The organism is Cupriavidus oxalaticus, assembly GCF_004768545.1.
In the GTDB taxonomy this organism is placed as follows: Bacteria; Pseudomonadota; Gammaproteobacteria; order Burkholderiales; family Burkholderiaceae; genus Cupriavidus; species Cupriavidus oxalaticus_A.
Map to the genome: position 1 here is coordinate 929,043 of NZ_CP038635.1, position 20,475 is coordinate 949,517.

The 20,475-nt window shown below is 61.1% G+C and carries 21 protein-coding genes, 1 tRNA gene and 1 pseudogene; 5 read left to right on the forward strand and 18 right to left on the reverse strand.

What is annotated here, in order from left to right:
- Positions 1 to 211 precede the first annotated feature (211 nt).
- Positions 212 to 859 (forward strand): TetR/AcrR family transcriptional regulator, encoded by a 648-nt coding sequence (locus tag E0W60_RS15105; protein ID WP_135704841.1) that lies wholly within the window; start codon positions 212 to 214, stop codon positions 857 to 859.
- A 9-nt stretch (positions 860 to 868) separates the two neighbouring features.
- Here E0W60_RS15105 and E0W60_RS15110 read toward each other — a convergent pair whose 3' ends face one another.
- Positions 869 to 1,582, reverse strand: a complete 714-nt coding sequence (locus tag E0W60_RS15110; protein WP_135704842.1) for a TetR/AcrR family transcriptional regulator — start codon at positions 1,580 to 1,582, stop codon at positions 869 to 871.
- A gap of 339 nt (positions 1,583 to 1,921) precedes the next feature.
- Between E0W60_RS15110 and E0W60_RS15115 the strand changes: the two genes are divergently transcribed.
- The 4 genes and pseudogenes from E0W60_RS15115 to E0W60_RS15130 all read left to right on the forward strand — a co-directional run.
- The gene (locus E0W60_RS15115) at positions 1,922 to 3,028 is read left to right on the forward strand and encodes an efflux RND transporter periplasmic adaptor subunit (RefSeq protein WP_240745936.1); all 1,107 of its coding nucleotides are present in this window, start codon (positions 1,922 to 1,924) and stop codon (positions 3,026 to 3,028) included.
- Complete coding sequence (locus E0W60_RS15120; RefSeq protein ID WP_135704843.1) at positions 3,025 to 6,078, forward strand: efflux RND transporter permease subunit; 3,054 nt, start codon at positions 3,025 to 3,027, stop codon at positions 6,076 to 6,078. Before E0W60_RS15115 ends, E0W60_RS15120 begins: the two co-directional genes overlap by 4 nt.
- A 37-nt stretch (positions 6,079 to 6,115) precedes the next feature.
- Positions 6,116 to 7,471 (forward strand): TolC family outer membrane protein, encoded by a 1,356-nt coding sequence (locus E0W60_RS15125; protein ID WP_240745937.1) that lies wholly within the window; start codon positions 6,116 to 6,118, stop codon positions 7,469 to 7,471.
- A gap of 12 nt (positions 7,472 to 7,483) precedes the next feature.
- Positions 7,484 to 7,816, forward strand: a pseudogene (locus E0W60_RS15130) (MgtC/SapB family protein); the annotation flags it as partial.
- Between the two features lie 609 nt (positions 7,817 to 8,425).
- Here the strand turns inward: E0W60_RS15130 and E0W60_RS15135 are convergent.
- From E0W60_RS15135 to E0W60_RS15215, 17 genes are all read right to left on the reverse strand, one after another.
- On the reverse strand, positions 8,426 to 8,650 hold the full coding sequence (locus E0W60_RS15135) for a hypothetical protein (protein ID WP_135704845.1): 225 nt from the start codon (positions 8,648 to 8,650) through the stop codon (positions 8,426 to 8,428).
- Positions 8,651 to 8,889: 239 nt separating this feature from the next.
- Positions 8,890 to 10,779 carry a hypothetical protein gene (locus E0W60_RS37350; RefSeq protein ID WP_205751649.1) on the reverse strand — a complete coding sequence of 630 codons (1,890 nt, stop codon included), beginning with the start codon at positions 10,777 to 10,779 and terminating at the stop codon, positions 8,890 to 8,892.
- A 29-nt stretch (positions 10,780 to 10,808) separates the two neighbouring features.
- A complete protein-coding gene (locus tag E0W60_RS15145) occupies positions 10,809 to 11,234 on the reverse strand; it encodes a hypothetical protein (protein ID WP_135704846.1) in 426 nt (141 codons plus the stop codon).
- A 210-nt stretch (positions 11,235 to 11,444) separates the two neighbouring features.
- The gene (locus E0W60_RS15150) at positions 11,445 to 11,987 is read right to left on the reverse strand and encodes a hypothetical protein (protein ID WP_135704847.1); all 543 of its coding nucleotides are present in this window, start codon (positions 11,985 to 11,987) and stop codon (positions 11,445 to 11,447) included.
- Positions 11,988 to 12,228: 241 nt separating this feature from the next.
- Complete coding sequence (locus tag E0W60_RS15155) at positions 12,229 to 12,540, reverse strand: hypothetical protein (protein ID WP_135704848.1); 312 nt, start codon at positions 12,538 to 12,540, stop codon at positions 12,229 to 12,231.
- 49 nt (positions 12,541 to 12,589) lie between these two features.
- Positions 12,590 to 13,585, reverse strand: a complete 996-nt coding sequence (locus E0W60_RS15160; RefSeq protein WP_167884583.1) for a phage major capsid protein — start codon at positions 13,583 to 13,585, stop codon at positions 12,590 to 12,592.
- 28 nt (positions 13,586 to 13,613) lie between these two features.
- On the reverse strand, positions 13,614 to 13,952 hold the full coding sequence (locus tag E0W60_RS15165; RefSeq protein ID WP_135704850.1) for a hypothetical protein: 339 nt from the start codon (positions 13,950 to 13,952) through the stop codon (positions 13,614 to 13,616).
- Positions 13,953 to 13,997: 45 nt separating this feature from the next.
- Complete coding sequence (locus E0W60_RS15170) at positions 13,998 to 14,366, reverse strand: hypothetical protein (RefSeq protein ID WP_135704851.1); 369 nt, start codon at positions 14,364 to 14,366, stop codon at positions 13,998 to 14,000.
- The gene (locus tag E0W60_RS15175; protein ID WP_135704852.1) at positions 14,363 to 14,716 is read right to left on the reverse strand and encodes a hypothetical protein; all 354 of its coding nucleotides are present in this window, start codon (positions 14,714 to 14,716) and stop codon (positions 14,363 to 14,365) included. The genes E0W60_RS15170 and E0W60_RS15175 overlap by 4 nt, the downstream gene beginning before the upstream one ends.
- 4 nt (positions 14,717 to 14,720) lie before the next feature.
- A complete protein-coding gene (locus tag E0W60_RS15180; protein WP_135704853.1) occupies positions 14,721 to 15,932 on the reverse strand; it encodes a hypothetical protein in 1,212 nt (403 codons plus the stop codon).
- Positions 15,933 to 15,937: 5 nt separating this feature from the next.
- Complete coding sequence (locus tag E0W60_RS15185) at positions 15,938 to 16,765, reverse strand: helix-turn-helix domain-containing protein (protein ID WP_135704854.1); 828 nt, start codon at positions 16,763 to 16,765, stop codon at positions 15,938 to 15,940.
- Positions 16,765 to 17,091, reverse strand: a complete 327-nt coding sequence (locus tag E0W60_RS15190) for a hypothetical protein (RefSeq protein ID WP_135704855.1) — start codon at positions 17,089 to 17,091, stop codon at positions 16,765 to 16,767. Before E0W60_RS15190 ends, E0W60_RS15185 begins: the two co-directional genes overlap by 1 nt.
- Before the next feature lie 49 nt (positions 17,092 to 17,140).
- Positions 17,141 to 17,440 (reverse strand): hypothetical protein, encoded by a 300-nt coding sequence (locus tag E0W60_RS15195; protein WP_135704856.1) that lies wholly within the window; start codon positions 17,438 to 17,440, stop codon positions 17,141 to 17,143.
- Positions 17,441 to 17,592: 152 nt separating this feature from the next.
- Positions 17,593 to 18,072, reverse strand: coding sequence for a hypothetical protein (locus E0W60_RS15200; RefSeq protein ID WP_135704857.1), 480 nt, complete (start codon positions 18,070 to 18,072; stop codon positions 17,593 to 17,595).
- The gene (locus tag E0W60_RS15205) at positions 18,069 to 19,061 is read right to left on the reverse strand and encodes a site-specific integrase (RefSeq protein WP_135704858.1); all 993 of its coding nucleotides are present in this window, start codon (positions 19,059 to 19,061) and stop codon (positions 18,069 to 18,071) included. The genes E0W60_RS15200 and E0W60_RS15205 overlap by 4 nt, the downstream gene beginning before the upstream one ends.
- 73 nt (positions 19,062 to 19,134) lie before the next feature.
- Positions 19,135 to 19,210 (reverse strand) — tRNA-Thr (locus E0W60_RS15210).
- 182 nt (positions 19,211 to 19,392) lie between these two features.
- A complete protein-coding gene (locus tag E0W60_RS15215) occupies positions 19,393 to 20,409 on the reverse strand; it encodes a class 1 fructose-bisphosphatase (protein WP_133094119.1) in 1,017 nt (338 codons plus the stop codon).
- Positions 20,410 to 20,475 lie beyond the last annotated feature (66 nt).

The window sequence follows — 20,475 nt, forward strand, 5'->3', positions numbered from 1 at the left end:
ATAATGACTTAGATGTCATCATGACATGTTGTATGTTATAAGAAGAGCGCCGGCGCCCGCTGCCGCCAGCATGGCGTACGCCATGCTGGCGGCGTTGAAGCGGCGTATTGATATAATCGCCTCGTCACATAAGGTCCTCTAACTGAAGATGCCTGCCGCTCCTGATCCCAAAGACCATCGCCCTCGCGTTGCCGCAGAACGTCGTGAACGGATGCGCAAACGTCTCATTGAAAGCGCGATGATCGTTTTTGGGCAAAGGGGTGTGGGGGCCAGCGTGATCCCGGAAGTCATCGCGTCTGCTGGCGTCTCGCAAGGTTCCTTCTACAACCATTTCCGTACTAACGAGGATCTGCTGGCGGCTGTCGGTGACGCGCTCAGTCACGACATGGTGCAAATGATTGAGAGCGTGGTCGGCGATATCGAAGACCCGGCGTTGCGGGTTGCAACGGGGATACGCTTATACCTGCACCTTGCGCGCTCCTATCCTGTCGTGGCGCAGTTTCTTTCCGGTACGGGCCTGCTTTTGGTCGGCAGCAAGGGTGCTGCCGTCTACGAATACCTGCCCTCGGATATCAAGGAAGGCCTGAAGAGAGGCACGTTTGACGAGGTTGCGGCCGATGTGGCGTTGGACATGGTGGCCGGCGCCGGGTTGATCGCCGTTCACCGCATGGCCAAGGGAAGAACAGCCAAGGATTATCCGGAACGGATTGTCCGGGCGGTGTTGCAGTCGCTCGGCGTGCCTGCAGCGAGTGCGGTACGGTTGACCTCCCCGCCTTTGCCAAAGCTGGTGGCTCCGCCGGAATCCTTGCTCGAAAAGGCCCAGGAGAAGCTCGCCGCCAAGGCCGAGCCCTCCAACTAGCAGCCAGCGCTATGGCATATCGCTGATCGTTTTCGCGAGCAAGCCATCGAATAGCGCTTCACTCGCATGCAGCGGCGACCTGGATATCGCATCGGCCGCTGATTCCTCCACGCCCAGGGCGCGCAATGCCACGGCAGCGGCGAGCTCCGAAAAATCTTCGCGACATTCGGTCTCAAGCATGCTCTGCATTGCGCTCATTGCGGCTCCGGCAACGATATTGAAGCCCAGGGCGATCGGCATGCGCTTGAAGCGATTGAGCCGAACGCCTTCCTCTATGTCCCTGCGGACAAACTCCAGCATATTCGGCGCCTGGTAGGCCGTCCATCCGAGCCGGCCAAGGATGCCAGCCACCTCCGGCTGGTGTACCGTCAGGATCGACGCCAGCCGTATTCCCCTGGCGATGTGCTCGGCCGGGTCGTCATGGTCGCGCACAATGGGGTCGGCCGCCCGCACCCACTGCTCGGCCATCTTCCCGACAATCTCCCGCACGATCGCGTCGGACGACGGAAAGTACTTGTAGAACGTTCCGCGTGAAACCCCTGCTGCCGAGATGATGTCGTCGATGGACGGCGTCGAGACCCTGTTCTCCAGCATCAGGCGCATCGCACTGTTCAGCAATAGCGAGCGCATACGCTGCCGCCGCTTTGCCGCGACGCGCTGACGGTGGTCGCCAGTCTTCCACGGTTCTGCTTCCGTTGCGAATCGGGTCTGCATCGGGGTCATTGATCTGTTCTCTCCTCATGGTTAATGCGTCGGCGACCCGCGCGCCGGTCTTCCTGCATCTGCAGCCTCCGTCGCATCACTTCGCGTATCGCCATTGTCGTTTTGCGCACGGGCTGTCTTCGTCTCCTGCGCTCCGGGACCTCAAAGGCGACCCGTCCTCACACACACAAAAATACATTGTATGTCATCATGACAAATAAATCATTATGAAGTAGACTTCGGGCTTTCAGGAAGGGCGAAAGCCCGAACAGGCCTGCCGTCAATGAAGCCAGCACGAGTCCGTGGCGTGGATCGCTGATGAATCGCAGGCGAGCGACGGACCTTAGTGGAGCGCAGAAATTGAACAGGAACCTTCGAGCGGCAGCTCTTACCATCATCGCGGCACATCTGGCCGCGTGCACACCGGGTCCGGAACCCGAACGCAAGGACGTGAGGCCAGTGCGGACAGTGGTCGCCGGGCGCACCGCCGGGTCGGTCGGTGCGACCTATTCAGGCGAGATTCGTGCGCGTTACGAAAGTCAGCTGGGATTCCGCACCAGCGGCAAGATCGTCGCGCGCATGGTGGAAGTCGGCAGCCATGTCAAGCGCGGCCAGCCGTTGTTCCAGCTCGATCCCACGCAAGAAACGTTGCAGGTAGCCGCGGCGGGCGCGGAGGCTGATGCGGCAAGAAGCCGGGTAGCCCAGGCGCGGGTGGACGTTAAGCGTACCGAGCAACTGCTGGCCCAGAACTTTGCTTCGCAAGCCGAGCTGGACCAGCAGCGGCTGGCGCTTAACCAGGCGGAAGCACAACTGCGTTCGGCACAGGCGCGTCAGCAGCTGAATGCCAACATGCGCGGATTTACCACGCTCGTAGCCGACCGCGATGGCGTGGTAAGCGCAATCAACGCGGAAGCTGGCCAGGTGGTTTCAGCCGGGCAGACGATCGCCACCGTCGCGGCTGACGGCGAACGCGAGGTTTCAATCAGCATTCCGGAGTCGCGCGTCGACGAGTTGCGCAAGGCGCCGATGCTGACGATTACGGTATGGGCGCAACCGGACAAGTCCTGGACGGGCAAGCTCCGCGAGCTTGCGCCGGACGCGGACAGCGTCACCCGGACGTACTCGGCGCGCATCTCCATTCAGGAGGCGGATCCGGAGCTGCGGTTAGGCATGACAGCGTCGGTGATCGCACCCGACGTGGACGGCAACGGCGTAGTCCGCGTGCCGCTGACCGCCATCGTTGATCATGAACGTGGCCGCCAGGTATGGGTGGTCGACCCGAAGACGTCGCGGGTGATCGCGCGTGAAGTCAGGCTGGGTGCGGCGCAGAACGACAGCGTCCTCGTGGTTGAGGGCCTGGCGGGCGGAGAGACCGTGGTGAGTGCCGGCGTGCACATGCTGCAGGCGGGCCAGCAGGTGAAGGTGGCCGAGGCGGTAACTGTCGCCAGGGCGGGAGGTGTGAAGTGAAAGGGATCAACCTGTCCGAATGGGCACTGAAGCACCAGCAGATGGTGGCGTTTCTGCTGTTGCTGTTGTCAGTGGCCGGTGCGCTGGCATACGGCAGCCTGGGCCAGAAGGAAGACCCCGAGTTCACGATCAAGACCATGGTTGTGCAGGCGTACTGGCCGGGAAGCTCCGCGCAGCAGATGGCCGACCAGGTCACCGACAAGATCGAGCGCAAGCTGCAAGAGGTCGCCGAGATTGACTATACGTCCACCTATGTGAAGCCGGGCGAAACGCAGGTCAAGGTCAACCTGCGCGAGAATGTACCACCGGAGGCCGTACCCGATGTGTGGTACCAGGTCCGCAAGAAGATGGGCGACATCCGGCATACCCTGCCCCAGGGCACGCAGGGCCCGCTCTTCAATGACGAGTTCGGCGACACGTTCGGTAACCTCTATGCCATCACGGGCGATGGCTTCGACTATGACGACCTGAGACGGATCGCGGACGCCGCGCGTAATGAGTTCCTTCGTGTCGACGACGTCAACAAGGTCGACCTGGTAGGCAAGCAGGAACAAAAGATCTATGTGGAAGTCTCCACCGCCAAGCTCGCCTCGCTGGGTATCGACCCGGCACTGATCGCATCGACGCTCGCACAAACCAATGCCGTGACATCCGGCGGAACGGTTCAAACGTCGGCGGAACAAGTACGGCTGGCTGTCAGTGGCGAGTTCGACTCAGTCGAAAAAATTCGCGCCATCGGCATCCGTGCCGGCCAGCGTACCTTCCGCCTTGGCGATATCGCCGACGTCCGCCGCGGCTTTGTGGAGCCCGCCACCTCGAGGATGCGCTTCAACGGCAATGAGGCGATCGGCCTGGCTGTGAGCATGCGCAAGGGCGGCGACGTGATTCGGCTTGGCGCAAAGCTGGACGAAACGATCCAGCGCATCGAGTCCAACCTGCCGGTGGGCGTGCAGATCCACGCGGTCAGCGACCAGCCGCGTATCGTCGAACATTCCGTATTCGAGTTCAAGAAGAGCCTGGCCGAGGCCGTGATCATTGTGCTCGTCGTCAGCTTCCTGTCGCTGGGCTTGCGCACCGGGTTGGTCGTCGCGCTCAGCATCCCGCTGGTGCTGGCCATGACCTTCCTGGCGATGTACGTGATGGGCATCGAGTTGCAGCGCATCTCGCTCGGTGCGCTGATCATCGCGCTAGGTTTGTTGGTGGACGACGCCATCATTGCCGTCGAAATGATGGCGCTGAAGCTGGAGCAGGGCTGGGACAAGTTCCGCGCCGCCACCTACGCCTACACTGCCACGGCTTTCCCGATGCTCACCGGAACGCTGATTACCGCGGCGGGTTTTCTCCCGGTCGGCTTTGCGAAGTCGGGCACGGGCGAATATGTGTACTCGCTGTTCCAGGTGGTGGGTATTTCGCTGGTGCTGTCATGGGTCGTGGCAGTCCTCTTTACGCCTTACATCGGCTTCAAGCTCCTGAAGGAGCATGCGCACGCCTCGCATGACGAGGACGCGGTCTACCAGCGCGGCTTCTATGTCAGGTTCCGCCGGTTCATCGACTTCTGCCTGAAGCAGCGCGTGTGGGTGCTCGGCATCACGGTTGCTGCGTTCATCGGCTCACTGCTGCTGTTCAAGGCAATACCCCAGCAGTTCTTTCCGGCGTCTGACCGTCCCGAACTCATCGTGGACCTGTGGATGCCGAAGGCTTCGACGTTCGAGGCGAGTCAACGCGAGGTCCAGAAGCTGGAAGGCCTGCTCAAGGGCGATCCGGACATTGCGGCGGTGACCAGCTTTGTTGGCAACGGTGCGCCGCGATTCTACCTGCCCCTCGACGTGCAGACGCCCAATCTGAATCTGGGCGAGATGCTGGTGATGACGAAGGGCGGCGAGGCACGGGAGCGGGTGAAGGAGAAGCTCGAGAAGCTGTTCGACGAAAAATTCCCCAATGTGCGCGGCCGCGTCAATCGACTGGAAAACGGTCCGCCGGTCGGTTACCCGGTGCAGTTCCGAGTGTACGGGCAGGACAACGCCAAAGTACGCGCAATCGGGCAGAAACTGGCCGCGATCATGCGCGAAGAGCCGCACGTGCGCCAGGTCAATCAGGACTGGGGCGAACGCGTCAAGCGCTTGCAGGTCGACGTCGACCAGGACAAGGCGCGTGCACTGGGTGTCAGCTCAGGCCAGATCAAGGAGGCCCTTGAGGCTTCGCTGTCGGGCACGCCAATCACGCAGTACCGCGAGGAAGACCAGGGTATCGATGTGGTGTCGCGCCTCGTCGCGGCGGAACGCACGGACCTGAACAACCTGAAGGACGCAAAGATCTACGTGCGCGACGGCAAGTTCGTGCCGGTCTCGCAGGTGGCCCGACTCACGCTTGACAGCGAGGACAGCGAGCTGTGGCGGCGTAATCGCGTGCCGACGCTGACGGTTCGTGCCGATATCGCGGGGGCGCAGGGACCCGACGTCACGCGTGCACTGCAGCCGAAGATCGACGCACTGGAAAAAGAACTTCCGCTCGGCTACGGCATCGAGATCGGTGGCGCTTACGAATCGAGTGCGAAGGCTCAGGCTTCTGTTTTCGCGGTGATGCCTGTGACGATCATCGTGGTGCTCCTGCTGCTGATGATTCAATTGCAGGATATGAGAAAGATGGCGATGGTCTTGCTGACAGCGCCGCTCGGACTGATCGGTGTCAGCATCATCATGGCCGCGTTCCGGATTCCATTTGGTTTTGTCGCCATGCTAGGCGTTATCGCCCTCGCCGGAATGATCATCCGCAACTCGGTGATTCTGGTCGTGCAGATCGACCAGGACGTGGCCGCGGGTGTCCCATTGTGGACGGCCATCGTGGAGGCGGCGGTCCGACGGCTACGCCCGATCGTGCTGACTGCCCTGGCGGCGATCCTGGCGATGGTGCCGCTTACCCATTCCGTGTTCTGGGGTCCCATGGCGTGGGCAATCATGGGTGGGCTCGCCGTTGCCACGGTGCTGACCCTCGTCTTCCTTCCTGCCCTGTATGCGACCTGGTACCGCGCAAAGCGTCCTGCGACCGTCTGATCGCAATGTGACGATGAGAGTGATTTCGATGAAAAGAATGAGTATGGCCCTGCGGGCCGCGCAAGTGGCTTTGGGCTGCATGCTGTTCCTAAACGCCGGAGAGTCGGGCGCTATCGATCTCGTGACGGCCTATCAGCAAGCATTGGCGCATGATCCGACGAGCCTCGCTGCAAACGATGCGCTCACGGCGGGGAGGGAAAAGGCAGTGCAGGGCGACGCCTTGCTGCGTCCCCGCGTAAACCTCCAGGCGGCACTGGACAGGATCAACAATCGTTCGTCTGGCAACCAGCCGGTCGACGGCGCGCCGCTGGTAGCCAGCGATAGCTCGGGAACGTCGCGGCAGGCCGGCGTGGTGCTGGTTCAGCCGCTGTACGACAGGACCGCGGTAGCAACGAGGAAGCAGTTCCGCGAGCAGTCAAACTTGGCGCAGACGCAATTCGACCAGTCTCGCCAAGACCTGGCCCTGCGGGTGGCAGAGGCATACTTCGGCGTGGTGTTGGGCGAGGAAACGCTGCGTGTGGTGCAAGCCGAGAAGGCGGCCTTGCGGCAGCAACGCGACCGCGCCAAGGCCCGCTTCGACGTCGGCCAGGGCAAGATCACCGATCTTCATGAAGCCCAGGCGCGCCTGGATGGGGTGGAGAGTCGCGAAGTTACGGCGCAGTCCGCGCTGGAGCAACGACGCACGCGATTCCAGGAAACCGTCGGCATGCCGCCCGATCACCTCAGCGCGCTGGCGCCCGGTTTCGCGCCGCGGCCGCCGGAACCGGACAATCTCACGGCGTGGCAGGCAAGGGGGGAAGAGCAGAGCTACCTGGTGAAGACCAGGCAGTCGGAGCTCGACATTGCCGGCATGGAGATCGACAAGTACCGCGTCAGCAGCCGCCCGACCGTTGCGCTGGTGGCACGTTATGGCGCACAAGGGCAGAGCGGCAACCTGGCTCCCTGGGTTGCACCCAGCAACACCCGCACCGCGACGGTCGGCTTGCAGCTCAACATTCCGCTGTACGCGGGCGGCGGTCTGGATTCGCGCGAGCGGGAGTCCGTTGCGAGGAAGAGCCAGGCGGAGCAGGAGCTTGCCGCCGCCCGGCGCGACGTGCGCCTGAAGGTGCAGGATGGATTCCTCTCGGTGAAAACGGGCGTGTCGCGCGTCGCCGCACTCGAGCAGTCGCTGACTTCGGCGCGTAGCGCGCTCGCGGCGACGACGCTTGGCCGTGACGTGGGAACCCGTACGGAACCCGACGTGCTGGACGCGCAGCAGCGCGTGTTCGCCGCCGAGCTTGACGTGGTCCAGGCACGCCTGGACTACCTCCTGGGCCGTCTGCGTCTTGCCGCCGCGGCCGGCGAGCTGAGCGAGGAAACCTTGCGCTCGCTGAATGCCTGGCTCGCATCCTGATCGCGAAACCCCATGATCGGAGACCTGCAGCACTATTGGAGCGGTAGCTTTCTCGCCGCCAACGCGTTCATCGGATTGAACCTGGCGGGCGCGTTGCTGCTGGGAATGCTGGTTGGCTACGAGCGCTCGTACAACGGCCGGGCCGCTGGCATGCGCACTTACGGCCTCGTGTGCATGGCGTCGACGGCATTGACGGTGTTCGTCGGCTACCCGGCGCTGTGGTACGGCGGTGCTGCAGCGCACGCCCAGGCAGACCCGACACGTATTGTGCAGGGGGTCGTCACCGGCGTCGGCTTCCTTTGCGCGGGGGGCATCATGAAGGACGGCATGACCATCCGGGGCCTCTGCGTCATGCGCCTAACCTCGCCCTCCATATGCGGAGCACGTTAAGCTGGACGCTCTGGTTTCTTGGTTTTCCGGACCAGGCGTGCGTGCGCAGCGAGAAAGCGCTGGCGCTGGCCAGCAAGGCCTCTGATCCGTTCGCCCTTGCCATGAGCCTGATCTTCGCGGCCGAACTGCACCATCCTGGCCGGTATTCATGACACCTTCACCGAAGGGTTCGATACCGTTGACTGGCAAGATGCCAAAGTACTGTTGGAAGAGACCTGACGTAAGCGGCCAGAGCCGGCTCGTGGAGGCGTCGGTCGACGACAAGTGGCTGGCTTTGGGTGGCCACGCACGTTCTTGCCGATGCCACGCCCTCGGCATCGGCTTCAGGCAGCGCAGAATAACCGCAGCCTGCTGGCTACACGCTGCCCAGAAACAACAAAGCCCAACCGGGCTGGCTGGGCTAAGTGCTTGATTTGATTGGTGCCGAAGAGAGGAATCGAACCCCCGACCTTCTCATTACGAATGCGCGCGGCGCAGCACGAAGGAGGTATTGTACAACGATGTGCAACGGCAGACCCAAATCATTCAAGTAGGGTGGAAGGCATGATGTGACGACTTTGCATCCTACGCGTTGGCCATGTTCCAAGCTTCGGCGGCCGCCAAGCGCGCAAAACCCTCCATCTTCCGGAAGACGCGCGGCCCCACCCGCTTGCAATGCCCACATTCAGCAACGCCCTCAAAGGTGTTATCTGGTGCGTCGTAAACCCAAACTTCCACCAGCGCGCCCGGCGCATCGCACGCCGTGCAATCGTGCAGCCTGACCCCTTCAGTGTTTGTCAACACGCCCATGTTGTTCCCCGACTCAAAAGCGCCATCATTGGGCGGGCCGCGATAACCGGGCACCCCACTAAAGTGGGGTTAGCTATCAGTCGGGGTGTGCAAGGCTTGCGTTTTCCTTTGGCCACGAACCTTTTCTGTCACGCGCGGCGCCGAAGACGCGGCACCTGCGGACCAAGAATCGAGCCGCCGGCTGCCTGGTCTTGCGGTGGCCGGGGCCCTTTTCCCACCAGCGAATCATGTGAAAAACGTCATCTTGGCTCTTGCCCGAACAGCTTTCTCTGAACCAGCTTTCGTCGGCGGCCAACGTTTTTGGGTCCCGCGCTAGGCCCCACATATGATTTAGGCGGTTCGATATCAAGAATAGCCCGCGACGGCTCTCTGTCGAGAAACTCCATTCCGGTTTTGATAAGCCTTAGTTTCTTTTGGTCGTATTCCATCCCATCAACAAGGGCAGTCGCTGCAACTTTTTGGCTAGTCATTGCCACTTCGCTATAGTGTTTTCTCACCCATGCAAGAACAGCCTTGGTGATGGCATACGATGGCTTTGATTTCTTGGGTTCTTTCAACCAACTCACGTTCAGCACAAGCCCAAGGATACTGGCTCCCTTGAAGTTGGGGAATTTCTCCATTTCCTTGATGTCGTTGTAAATTAATCGTCGTAGTTTGTGCTGTATTATTTTTGTTGCCAATCCGGATTCTTCGTGCTTATCGAAAAATTCGGACCAAACATCATTATGTTGTATAGACCAGCATATCCACTTAGTTTCGGTCACCTTTGAGGCGGAGAAAAGCACTTCAAACATGAGATTTGCTACCAAATCATATATGTCCTTTTGATAATCGTTGTCTCGTCGACGCAGCTTGATGGAATTATTGTCTTTGTTTAACTTGTCGAGAGCTTTTGCTGCTTTCTTGGCGAACTCAACAGCGGTTTTTAAATTCTTGGCATTATCATTTTTCCACCAATCCGGGCCGAAATCCTTTAGGTGGCTCAAATCACCAATCGAGTTTCCAATTGTATCGAATGCCCTAAACAGGACGGTGGAGTGATTCCAGATGAGTTTGGAGGAAGCATAATTCCTGAAGGCCATCATAACTAAACGGCAATATGCTTCCCACTGTTGCCAACCCCATTGATTGCGCTCTTGATAATCAACGTCAAAGACATCATCCAGTGAATCAATTAAAGCATAATTTCCATAAAGAGTGCTTGTTAGTGGTTTGTGATGCCCGAGATAGCCAGTTTCGTAACCGGCAACTTCTCGATAAACAAATGACCCCTTGTCTGCTATTGCCTCGGTAGTGATGTTTTTCATGAATATACCGAGCGGTACGCGATATTTCTTCTGTCTGGTAATTTCCTCGATTAATAAATAAATCGTGCCTGATGCGGTGCCGACCAATGCCTTGCAAAAATGCCGATCGGCAATCAAATGAAAAATCGCATTGGCATCGTCGCTAATTTTCTCTGCTGGCGTTCTTTTTTTGTCCGCTGTCGAGGTTTCCTTGCGAAATCTATCAATCTCTGTCGAATGTGCGATAAGTGATTTTGCGGAGCGGCCTAATTCGTCCGCGACGACAGATAGCTCTTCCGGAATACCTCGCAGGATTGCGCGATATATTTCGCTGCCGAACCACTTGGAGTTTCTTTTTGAGAATACGGAGGGCCGAACAAAAGCAAACCATACCCAAGCGATAAAAGAAATGAATATTGCGCCACCAAGAATCGCTTGCCACACGGCTGGCGAAATAACTCCCCCGGAGAGCACATACCACCCTTCGGTACGCCATAGGTCTGTTAGCAGCGTTAGAACTCCGACCACAGCAATCACCCAGAATGTAATCAGCTGGAGTGGTAGTGCAGCTGTTCGAATACGGAATCGGTACCGAACATCTGCAATGGTCCAGGCCAGAACCATGAGGGCCAACGCTGCCAGGAACTCTGCAAAACCAAAAAACTTCTGGCCATTTGTAGGAAGAGGAAAAAAGCAAAGCTTCCACCAACATGTTTCCTGCATCCAAGACCCCCCAAAATTATTTTTCACGCCGGAATGATGCCATGTAGGTGGGCTGCATGGCATGGCGGGTCTGGCACGCATTTCCAGCTTGCCGATGGTAGGGGCGATGGCGCATGGCATCGTCAGGGCTCAGCGGCGGGACACCGCAATCAGCACGCAAACAGGTCATCGCCCGGCAATCGCTTGGACCTACGGTCGCGCGTGGGCAAGTCGGTGCGCGCCTTGTCTTGCATCCGCCGGGACACAGGCGCAAGCCGAAGCGCCCGGGCCAAGTTAAGTACCTGACCACGCAGGGCGTTGGCCTCGCCCACTAGCGAACGGCGCAGGCGCAGGCGTTCCGGGTCGGTAGTCACAAGCGGCAGACGTTCCAGCGCGCGTGCCACGCGTCGCAGGCGAACCGTCGCTTCACAAAACATCATCAGCACGATTTCATCGCCCTGCGCGAAGTGGTCGCCGGTGACGGCCGATACGGTGTCATTCCACACTTGGGCTGCGGCCTTGGGCATCCCCGGCGGCGGTGCCCATGCTTCGCGCTGCGCGGCAAGAGCAATGTTTCGAGCGTAGGCCATTTTCATGGTTGCGTTCCCTGTGGGTCCCCACGCGGTTAGCGTTAGTCAGAGGGGGTGGGCGGAGAATTCCTATGGGGCCTGGGCCATTCTGCCGCCTGAAAACAAGCCCCTCGCGGTGTAACTTTGTTGCTGCTGCTGGTCGAGGGCCGGTGGGGCGCATCTTCGCCACTTTTGCCACCGCCCCCCCGCCGCGCTCGCCCGCGCACGCGATGGTCGTCACTTCGAGGGATAAGGGATTTCTAGGGCCTGCGCGACCAAGTCAAAGCCCTTGTTGCCTTTGAATGCTTCGATGTCCAAGCCCCGGAGCATGACCTTTTCCCAACCGCCGCTTTTGCGGTGATGTGTCCGGATGAAATCCGGAGTCAGGACATAAAACTCGGGTTCTTGCTCTCCCGCAATAGCTCCATGGGCTTTCGCCTTGCCGAAGTAGTAGCCAACGTTCAGGAATACCACCACTAAAAAATCGAAGGCGTCGATTGACCTTTCCTTGACCGGAAAGCCACGGTCACAATCCGTGGCCATCCGGCTCTTAACCTGCACGCGTATCTGCTTTGACGCCCTGCGTGGGTCAGGGTGTATGCATATCAGGTCGTAGCCTTCGTTCATCGGCGGCGCCTTGTACGTCAGCACGTTCCTGCGCAATAGGTGGCCCATCACCAAATACTCTGCGCTTAACGAGACAGCCGGGAAGCGGTTGCGAATTCTTGGTCCTTCCTCAGTGCCATTCGTGATGTCATTTCCCGCGTCTGCATCGCTCATTACCGGAACCTGTTGTGCGTGAAGGTCGGAAAAGTATATCCGTGCAATGGGCCTTAATTTGCGCCGGTAGCGCCGGGCACCAGTTCGCGCACCGAGTCCAGACAGAACGCCGAACCGTGACACCACCACGGCAATGGTGCCCGGCGGGTGATGGGTCCATGCTCATGATGTTGGCGGTGGTGGTGGCGGATGGCTTCGGCGGTAGCCGGGCGGCGGTCGATTGCGGCAATCGTCCATGGCCCTATGCCCGCGCGTGATTGCTGCTGTCCGTGGTGGTGACATGAAAGCCCTTGCGCCCTGTCGCTTCGAACTGCGTTTCCAATGCTTTGATGCGCGCTTCGGCCGCATCCAGCCGGTCCAGAACCGGCTCTGCAAATTCCACCAGCAGGGATTCGCTGCGTTTGATGCGCTCATGCAGCGCGTCCGTCAGCCGGCGCACATCCGCAAACTGCGCCTTGCTCAGTCCGCGCTTTTCCAGCTTATCAATGCGTGCCTGATTGGCGTTCAACCTTTCCGTTTCGCTGTTGATGTGGTCGCTCCAAATTTTTTCCATTTTGGTGTACTCCAATTTTTTTGTGTGTGTACTTCTATTCCTGGGGCCATCACCACGTACAGTTTTCCAGCACGGCAACGCGGCCTGACGCACGCCACGCCCAAGCGGCCGGCAGCACCACGCGGATGCCCACGGCGCTGATTTGCCACAGGCTGGTGGTAGGCGCGGCTAACGTGCCATCCTCGCCCACTATTGGCGCGGCCCCATCGCTCATGTGTACGGCAGCATCGCCGGATAGGGCCACTGCCACGTCCGCGCCGGCACTTACGCAAAAGTCTGCCGCGTCCATAAACGCGACAACGCCCAGGGGCACACGCGAGGACACCACCACCGGGCAGCGGGCAACCCGTCCTTGTGCGTCCACGATGGCGGACGCACCGATGTACTGTGACCCGTTCATGATGAATGCGCCGCGCGTGGCATCGGGTACGGACTCATACAGTGTTTTGCAATCGTCCGTGGCGCTATCCGTTCCGGTTCCGAGCGTGGCATCGGCAAACATGCCGCCGGGCGCATCGGCAGTGGCAGCATCAGCGGACAGCAACGTGGCATCCGCGCGGCGCGCCACCGCTTCGCGCAGAGCGGCATCCACCACAGCCGGCGCATTGCTCGATTGCACTAGTTCCCGCGTAAAGCAGGCGATGGCAGCAACCTTTTTGTCGCTGACTTCCGCCCCGGATTGAAGTCCACTAAAAACCGGGATGGCTTGGCCTTCGCCAACCCACGCTGCGGCTTCGCCGGACAAGTTGCGCGGTGGCACGTACACCGTTTCGTTGGCCATGGCATCCACCGGCAAGGCCAACGCGGTCAGTTGCGCCAACACGCTATCCGGCAATTGCGCCACGAAGTCCAGCACGACACGTCGCACCAGTTCCGCCGCCCATCCCTGTTCCGTGGCGCTCGCAGGCCCTTGCGCGGCTTTCAGGACAGCCATGGCTTCGCGGCTGTCGTCAAGGTGGCGTGCGGCCGCGTCCTTGTCGCGGCAGATGGCGAGCGCCACTGCGCTGATAGGACTCACTTTGTTGGCGGTGATTTGCAGTTGCATGGTGATTCTCCGGTTGGTCTTCTGGTCTTCACTGGCGTCCGGCGGCCGCATCGAAACCGGCGGCGATGCTTTCCCAGATTTCCTGGTCCAACCGGTCCGCATCGGCTGGCGCCAGTTCCGGTGGCAGCAGCACTTCCAGCGGCGGACAGACTCGCGTCCATCCCGGCGGGCAAATGCCGGTGTGTTCGTGATACAGCGCGGTCCCGGCCAGTCCGGCAATGGCCAGCAACTGTTCCCGGGTCATGTCGAATTCGCCGTCCCATGTGCTGCGGCACGATTCCACGCGCATGGAAAACAAGCCCGGGCCAGTCAATGTCAGGATGACGCGCACGGCCGGTGGGCTGGTGGTGGTTGGTGTGGTGGTCATGGCAACTATCCGTAGTGGTCCAGACTATGACGGCGGGGGCAAAGGTCAAGAATGGGGACAGCGCGCCTGCATGGCGTCTTCGGGAAACAGACGTTCCAGTGCGGCAACAAAGGCCAATGCGTTAGGCGTGGCCCACAACTTGGTTGCGATGACATCGGACAGCGGCACAGGCCGCCACAGGTCCGCCAGCAAACAATCGAAGTCATGCAGCGCGATGAACAGATGGCCAAATTCGGCCACCACTCCGCATTCGGCATCACCAAGGGCGCGCAGGCGGAACGTACGTCGCAGGCGCTGGCACTCGTCAATCGGGCGTGTAGCGTCGGTGTCGATAGTCCATTCGTCAGCGGCGCCGGCACGCTCGATGTGGGCCAGCAGTTGGCCGGCGGTCGTCGGCAATGCGGTTGTGGTCATGGCTTTACCTCCTCCCCGTGAGGGTTGATGTCGAACATCCAGCAGTTATGCCGCGCCGCCGGATTACTTGTGTACTCAAATGGATAGATGCGGAAGGCCCGCGCAGCAGCGCACGGCCGGAAATGGTCCTGCGGCTGGTAGTGCGAGCAGCGGCAGCACGCCGGCTCGGCGTTCATCAACACAGGCGCGGGGCGGTACAACGTGCAAAGGGTCCGCGTATTGGTGGCGCGCAGCGCGTCATCGCACATCGCCTTGGTGGTCCAACTCATGCAGGCGTGGCAGATGGGCACGCCGTCCGGCATCGTTCGGGCACCGAAGGAAAGACAGGTTTCGCAGCAACGCACGGGCATGGCGTCACCTGTTCTCGATGGATTCCACAATGCCGGCAAGGAATGCCCCGGCACGATGCAGAGCGTCACGATGTTTGTGAAGGCAATCCCGTAGCTCGGCGGGGTTCAACTTCGCACTCGCCAGCAGGTTGATGGCGCCCACAATTGCGTCCGCTGCGCTTGCGCGTTGTGCGGGCGTGGCATTGGTGGACCACACCGATGTTGCCGGCGTGGAGCTTTTGCGCGCGGCCTTCGCTGTTGCGGCTGGCTCAACGTCCGTGACGTGGGCGCGGTCGGTGCGCATCGCAAGTGGTGAACGGCTCCGACCTTTACCGGACACGGGTACGGGTGGGACTGACGGCGACGCAGGCTTCGCGGTCGGCACGGGCGGTGCCGGCTCCGGCGGTGGCGCGGCCGGCGTGTTGGGTTCGCATGCAATGCCCAAGTGCGCTTGCACGGCGGCTACCACATCCTTGGCGGTAATGCGGCCGTCCGGGTGCGCGTCCAGCACGGTGCGCCACACCTTGGCCTTGTCATTGTCCGATGGCAGGCACAGAAGCGCCGCCACATGGCGTTCGCGGGATGGCATCGCAATGGCAAATTTATTTGCCAAAGTCTCCGCCAGCGTTGCCGATTCGATAAGTTGCCGGCACCGTTCGCGTGTCCACTCCCACCGCGTCGCGCAGTAGTCCTCAAACGTGCCGAAATTCGCGCGATACAGGCGGCCGTTGCGGATGGTCCGCAGTTCCAAGCCAACTTCGACATAGGCTCCGCGCAGGGCATGTTCTATGCGTTGTTCCCGTTCTCGTAGTTCGGTGGTGACGTGTTCGTCCTGCGGCGGAAAAAGGTCCGGCTCCAAGTCGTTGGATGCGGGAGACAGAGACAATGCGGATTGAGCTGGCAAGGTGGACATTGGATTTTCTCCTGGCTTGTGGGACAGGAAACGGGCAAGGCCGCGCACTCGGTGTTCGTATGGCGGCGGCTTGCCGTCAGGTGGCGGGCGGGCCATGCGGACGTGCTGTGGCTTCACGCCATGCCGCTCGCGGATGTCGGCAAAGGCAAGGCGCAGGGTTTCAACGTGGGCGTGCAGTTCCGGCAGCGGGCAGGCTTGTAGGGCGGCCAGCGCGTCGCCGCGGCGTTGGGGAGTCCAGCCATCAAGGTCGGCGGCGCCGGCAATCCATGCCTCGCCTTGCCGCAACAGCGTGTCCACATGCTCCGGGTTCGGGTTGGTAGTCATGGTCGTCAGCCCAACATGCCGGCAGGGTCCGGCGTGTCATCGTCCCGGGACCGAAGGTTCATTCCCTCTTCACCATCGTCGCGCGAAATACCCTCCCCACTGGCAACATATGCAACAGTGCCCGGGAGACGGGCCAGCACTTCTAATTTTTGCCCCCGTTTAAGCCCGTCTCCCGGGCCAGTTGTAAGGTTCTGAACCCGTCTCCCGGGCTTACGCTGACCCGTTTTCCGGGCTAGGCCCGCCCCGTCTCCCGGGCCAGCAATCGCGGTTTTTCGGCCTCTGAACCCGTCCCCTGGGCCAGCGGTTCCGCCGTGGTCTAGCCCGCCTCCCGGGCCAGCGGACAGCGCGGCAAGCCATTCCGAAATGCCGCGGTCGGCAATGTCCCGGGCGGACAGTCCGCTGCGAGCGGCGGACTGCCGTATTTCCTTTGCACAACGGAAGCCGGTCCGTGCGCCGCTTGCGTACTGTTCCGGCGTCAGGTCCAAGCCCTTGAAACTGTCGATGTCCAGCCACGGCAAGGCGAACAGGCTTGGGCCGTTGCTTCGGCCACCCTGCCGCGTGCGCACCAGCAGGCCGGCGTCCACCAGTTCCGCCAGAGCGCGCCCCAAGGTGTCCCGACTGTTCCAGCCATAGCGGGTGTTCAGCGTGGTGAAGGACAGGCACAGGTGACCATTGGAGTGGCCATCATGCAGGTCCACCGCGAGGTGTAGTAGTCGATATGCAGGATGCGAAAGTCGCTGGCAGATGGGGTGCCGTTCCAGCAGGCGTGGGGTGGCATCAAAGAGGCCATAGAACTGTTCCGGCGCCGGTTGTGGTCTCGGCTTGTGCGCCATCACTGTTCCCCCAACGGCCGGGGCAAGCTGCCGGCGTAGCGCCGCGCGTGCCGGAACCATCCCGGCTCCAAGTCCGGCATTTTGCCGTCCTTGCCCCGCAAGTCCTGCGCCGTCAAATCCAAGCGGGCCAGGATGACCCACTCCGGGCAGCGGCGCAGGCAATGAAGGCTTGCGCTGTCGTTTGAGTACCGGCGTATCAGCAGACGGCGCCGGTCGTCACCGAGGGTCGCGTCACAAGCAGGGCAGCAGGCGTAGTAGTCGTCTGTCGCGCGACCACTCTCCACGCAGCGGCGCAGCTTCGGCGCGTTTACGATGTTGGCGAACATCGCAAGCACCTTTCAGACAACGGCGGCGGACATTGGTCCCACCTTCGTCTTACTGCGATGTTGTGGATTGCGCTCGCACCGTCGCCTTTGCTGCGCGTTCTCTAGTCTCGCGCTGCATTTGGCCAATGATGGCGGCAAGCAGTTTGCGCGGCTCGGAAGTCATCAGGCGCCGGCCGCGAATCCAGATTAAGCCCTGTGCCATCAGTTCGCTTTGCGCAGGTTCCCTTAGCTGCCAGCGCAGAGATTCGTTCGACGGAAACAGGGCGTCTGCGTGCTGGACGCGCCAGCTTTCCTCGCCACCGTAGATGGGAAGAATGACAAGCTCCCCGGTTTCGTTTGGTGTTTCCATGTCGCTCCCCCTTGTCCGTCGCTTGATAGTTGCTTGCCAATGCTGGCGCGGTGTCCAGTCGCGCTATGCTGTTGCATAGTTTGGTGATGAGCAGGCGAAAAAAAAGGAACGAGATAACTCGTTCCTTAGTTTTTGCGGCACGCGGATTGCCGTCAGGAGGGCGGCCAAGGCTCTATGGCCATGACTTGTTCCCGGAGTACTTTTGCCGAGAACGGTTGCACGCCGTCATCCTCAGCCTGTGCAATTGCAGCGCGGATGGCGGCCTCCATGCTGACCCTGCGGGATGGGCTGGCGGTCTTCATGCGATGGTAGGCGGCGACAATCCGCTTGCGCCAGTCGGTTACCTTTGCGGGGGTCATTCTGTGTTCGCGCTCACCCTTCGACGGGGTGCGCTGGATGGGCCGTTGCGGCCCCGTCATGGCTTCGACGACTTCGGTCACTACCCCTTTGAGAATGTCGTGCAGAAAAAAGCGCATATCCTGCACGGTGTCATCATCAATCCCACAGGCTTCCATTTCGTCCAAGATGTCACTCACAGCGTCGTACTCGACATCCTGAAGGTGGTTCTTCAGTTCCCAACCTTCGCGGCGCAGGGCCTCTTGGCGGGCCTTCTTCCGGTCGTCCTTGCTCATGCGATGTCCCCCATGACGCGGCCAACCAACGCCGCCTTGCTGTCAATGGTCAAGTGTGCGTAGCGTCGGGTCACGTCCAATTGCCGGTGGCCCAACACGTTGGCGATATCGTGCAGTCCGCCGCCGTTCTGCGCCAGATAGCTTGCGCATGTGTGGCGCAAATCATGGAAGCGGAAGTCCTCAATGCGGGCGTCCTGAAGGGCTTTCAGCCATGGCTTCTGGAAGTGGAAAGGCCGGTCAGGGTAGGCGGGGCGGCCGAACAGCAGATGGTCCGGGGAGGCGGGCCGGCCGAAGCGGCGCAGTTCGTCCAGCACGGGCGCAGTGAGTGGTAGCACGCGAGGGTCGCCGTTCTTCGTGTCGGGCAGATGCGCGGTGCCGGCCGCCAGGCTGATGTCCCGGTAGCGCAGGCGCATCAGTTCGCCGCGACGCGCGCCCGTGGTTATACCCATCAGAATCAACAGATACAGCTTTGGCCATGACGACAGGCGCGACACCCGCAGCAGGCGTTTGCATTCGCCTTCGGTGAGAAACCGAAGGCGGGCGTTGCGCACGGACTCCAGTTCGATTTCGCGGCACGGATTAATCCAACCCTTGGGCGTGAGTCGGCGGCGAATCGCCCAGGTCAGCACGGCGGAGAACAGCGCCCGCCAGCGGGCCACCGTGGCGGGTGTCGGTAGATTCAAATCCTTGTAGATGGGTTCACCGGCGTCATCCTTGCCAACATAGCGTCGGATTGGCGTCTGCGCCATGTCATCCAGCGCGTGGCCAATGGCATCGGCGTTCAAATCGGACAGCAGCCAGTCGCCAAGGTATTGGCACCAGCGGGCGAGGACTTGCGGGCGGGAACGGTCATGGCCGGCGTAGTTGGCCATGTAGGCGTCCGTGATTTCACGGACTGAGAGCCGCATCCGGTTGGGGGCGCTGGACAGGCGCACCGGACTGGCGGTGTAGGCTGACCGTGTGGTCAGCCCTTGTGCTTGGGTAGCCATTTGAAGACCTCGCTAAGAGCAGAACATTCGTTCGCTGCGCTTAACGACTGGAAACCCGCACCAGCATTGGCTTTGGTGCCGAAGAGAGGAATCGAACCCCCGACCTTCTCATTACGAATGAGCTGCTCTACCGACTGAGCTACTTCGGCAACAAGTTCCGGTGAACTGGAACAGCCCGCAATACTAGCAGTGTTTTTACGGCTTGGGAAGCCCTTTGTGTCGCCTGTGTCATCCGCCGTCTACCGTCCAGGCGGCGCCTGCTCCGCTTGCGGGAGGCGGATGAAAAACGGGGCGCCAGCTGGCGCCCCGTCTTGTTGCCGGGTGGCGAGGCTCAGGCCTTGCCTTCGGCTTCGTGATGGTAGCGGGTGACGCGTTCCACTTCGTTCTTCGAGCCCAGGATCACCGACACGCGCTGGTGCAGCTTTTCCGGCTGCACGTCCATGAGGCGGATCTGGCCGTTGGTGGCGGCACCGCCAGCCTGCTCGACCAGCATCGCCATCGGGTTGGCTTCATACATCAGGCGCAGCTTGCCGGCCTTTTCCGGCTCGCGCTTGTCCCACGGATACATGAACACGCCACCGCGGGTCAGGATGCGGTGCACGTCGGCGACCATCGAGGCGATCCAGCGCATGTTGAAGTTCTTGCCGCGCGGGCCTTCGTCGCCGGCCAGGCATTCGTCGATGTACTTGCGCACTGGCGGGGCCCAGTGGCGCATGTTCGACATGTTGATGGCGAATTCCTTGGTGTCTTCCGGAATCATCAGGTTGGACTGCGTCAGCACGAAGCTGCCGGCCTCGCGGTCCAGCGTGAACACGTGCACGCCGTTACCGACGGTCAGCACCAGCGTGGTCTGCGGACCGTACACGGCGTAGCCGGCGGCGACCTGGTGGGTGCCCGGCTGCAGGAAGTCGGCCTCGGTCACGGTCTGGCCGGGCTTGGGCATGTGCAGCACCGAGAAGATGGTGCCGATCGACACGTTGACGTCGATGTTGGACGAGCCGTCGAGCGGATCGAACAGCAGCAGGTATTCGCCCTTCGGATAGCGGTTGGGAATCTCGTAGAACGATTCCATTTCCTCCGACGCCATCGCGGCGAGGTGGCCGCCCCACTCGTTGGCGTCGAGCAGCACTTCATTGGCGATCACGTCCAGCTTCTGCTGGGTTTCGCCCTGCACGTTGCCGGTGCCGGCCGAGCCGAGCACGCCGGCGAGCGCGCCCTTGTTGACGGCGTTGGAAATGGCCTTGCAGGCGCGCGCGACCACTTCGATCAGCAGCCGCAGTTCGGGCTGGATCGTGTTGTGCTTGCGCTGCTCCTCGACCAGGTAGCGGGTGAGGCTGATGCGAGTCATGGTTGGTTCTCCTTGGATGGCCGCAATTCTACATGCCCGGCCGGCCCTGGCCGGGCAAAGGGGGCG

What these genes read in the sequence shown, in the direction of transcription:
- E0W60_RS15190 (WP_135704855.1), bottom strand. Translation starts at nt 17,091, where the DNA reads ATGTTCGCCAACATCGTAAACGCGCCGAAGCTGCGCCGCTGCGTGGAG.
- E0W60_RS15125 (WP_240745937.1), top strand. Translation starts at nt 6,116, where the DNA reads ATGAGTATGGCCCTGCGGGCCGCGCAAGTGGCTTTGGGCTGCATGCTG.
- E0W60_RS15145 (WP_135704846.1), bottom strand. Translation starts at nt 11,234, where the DNA reads ATGAAAATGGCCTACGCTCGAAACATTGCTCTTGCCGCGCAGCGCGAA.
- E0W60_RS15175 (WP_135704852.1), bottom strand. Translation starts at nt 14,716, where the DNA reads ATGCCCGTGCGTTGCTGCGAAACCTGTCTTTCCTTCGGTGCCCGAACG.
- E0W60_RS15200 (WP_135704857.1), bottom strand. Translation starts at nt 18,072, where the DNA reads ATGAGCAAGGACGACCGGAAGAAGGCCCGCCAAGAGGCCCTGCGCCGC.
- E0W60_RS15195 (WP_135704856.1), bottom strand. Translation starts at nt 17,440, where the DNA reads ATGGAAACACCAAACGAAACCGGGGAGCTTGTCATTCTTCCCATCTAC.
- E0W60_RS15185 (WP_135704854.1), bottom strand. Translation starts at nt 16,765, where the DNA reads ATGGCGCACAAGCCGAGACCACAACCGGCGCCGGAACAGTTCTATGGC.
- E0W60_RS15170 (WP_135704851.1), bottom strand. Translation starts at nt 14,366, where the DNA reads ATGACCACAACCGCATTGCCGACGACCGCCGGCCAACTGCTGGCCCAC.
- E0W60_RS15155 (WP_135704848.1), bottom strand. Translation starts at nt 12,540, where the DNA reads ATGGAAAAAATTTGGAGCGACCACATCAACAGCGAAACGGAAAGGTTG.
- E0W60_RS15110 (WP_135704842.1), bottom strand. Translation starts at nt 1,582, where the DNA reads ATGACCCCGATGCAGACCCGATTCGCAACGGAAGCAGAACCGTGGAAG.
- E0W60_RS15165 (WP_135704850.1), bottom strand. Translation starts at nt 13,952, where the DNA reads ATGACCACCACACCAACCACCACCAGCCCACCGGCCGTGCGCGTCATC.
- E0W60_RS15205 (WP_135704858.1), bottom strand. Translation starts at nt 19,061, where the DNA reads ATGGCTACCCAAGCACAAGGGCTGACCACACGGTCAGCCTACACCGCC.
- E0W60_RS15160 (WP_167884583.1), bottom strand. Translation starts at nt 13,585, where the DNA reads ATGCAACTGCAAATCACCGCCAACAAAGTGAGTCCTATCAGCGCAGTG.
- E0W60_RS15180 (WP_135704853.1), bottom strand. Translation starts at nt 15,932, where the DNA reads ATGACTACCAACCCGAACCCGGAGCATGTGGACACGCTGTTGCGGCAA.
- E0W60_RS15150 (WP_135704847.1), bottom strand. Translation starts at nt 11,987, where the DNA reads ATGAGCGATGCAGACGCGGGAAATGACATCACGAATGGCACTGAGGAA.
- E0W60_RS15105 (WP_135704841.1), top strand. Translation starts at nt 212, where the DNA reads ATGCGCAAACGTCTCATTGAAAGCGCGATGATCGTTTTTGGGCAAAGG.
- E0W60_RS15215 (WP_133094119.1), bottom strand. Translation starts at nt 20,409, where the DNA reads ATGACTCGCATCAGCCTCACCCGCTACCTGGTCGAGGAGCAGCGCAAG.
- E0W60_RS15135 (WP_135704845.1), bottom strand. Translation starts at nt 8,650, where the DNA reads ATGGGCGTGTTGACAAACACTGAAGGGGTCAGGCTGCACGATTGCACG.
- E0W60_RS37350 (WP_205751649.1), bottom strand. Translation starts at nt 10,779, where the DNA reads ATGCCATGCGCCATCGCCCCTACCATCGGCAAGCTGGAAATGCGTGCC.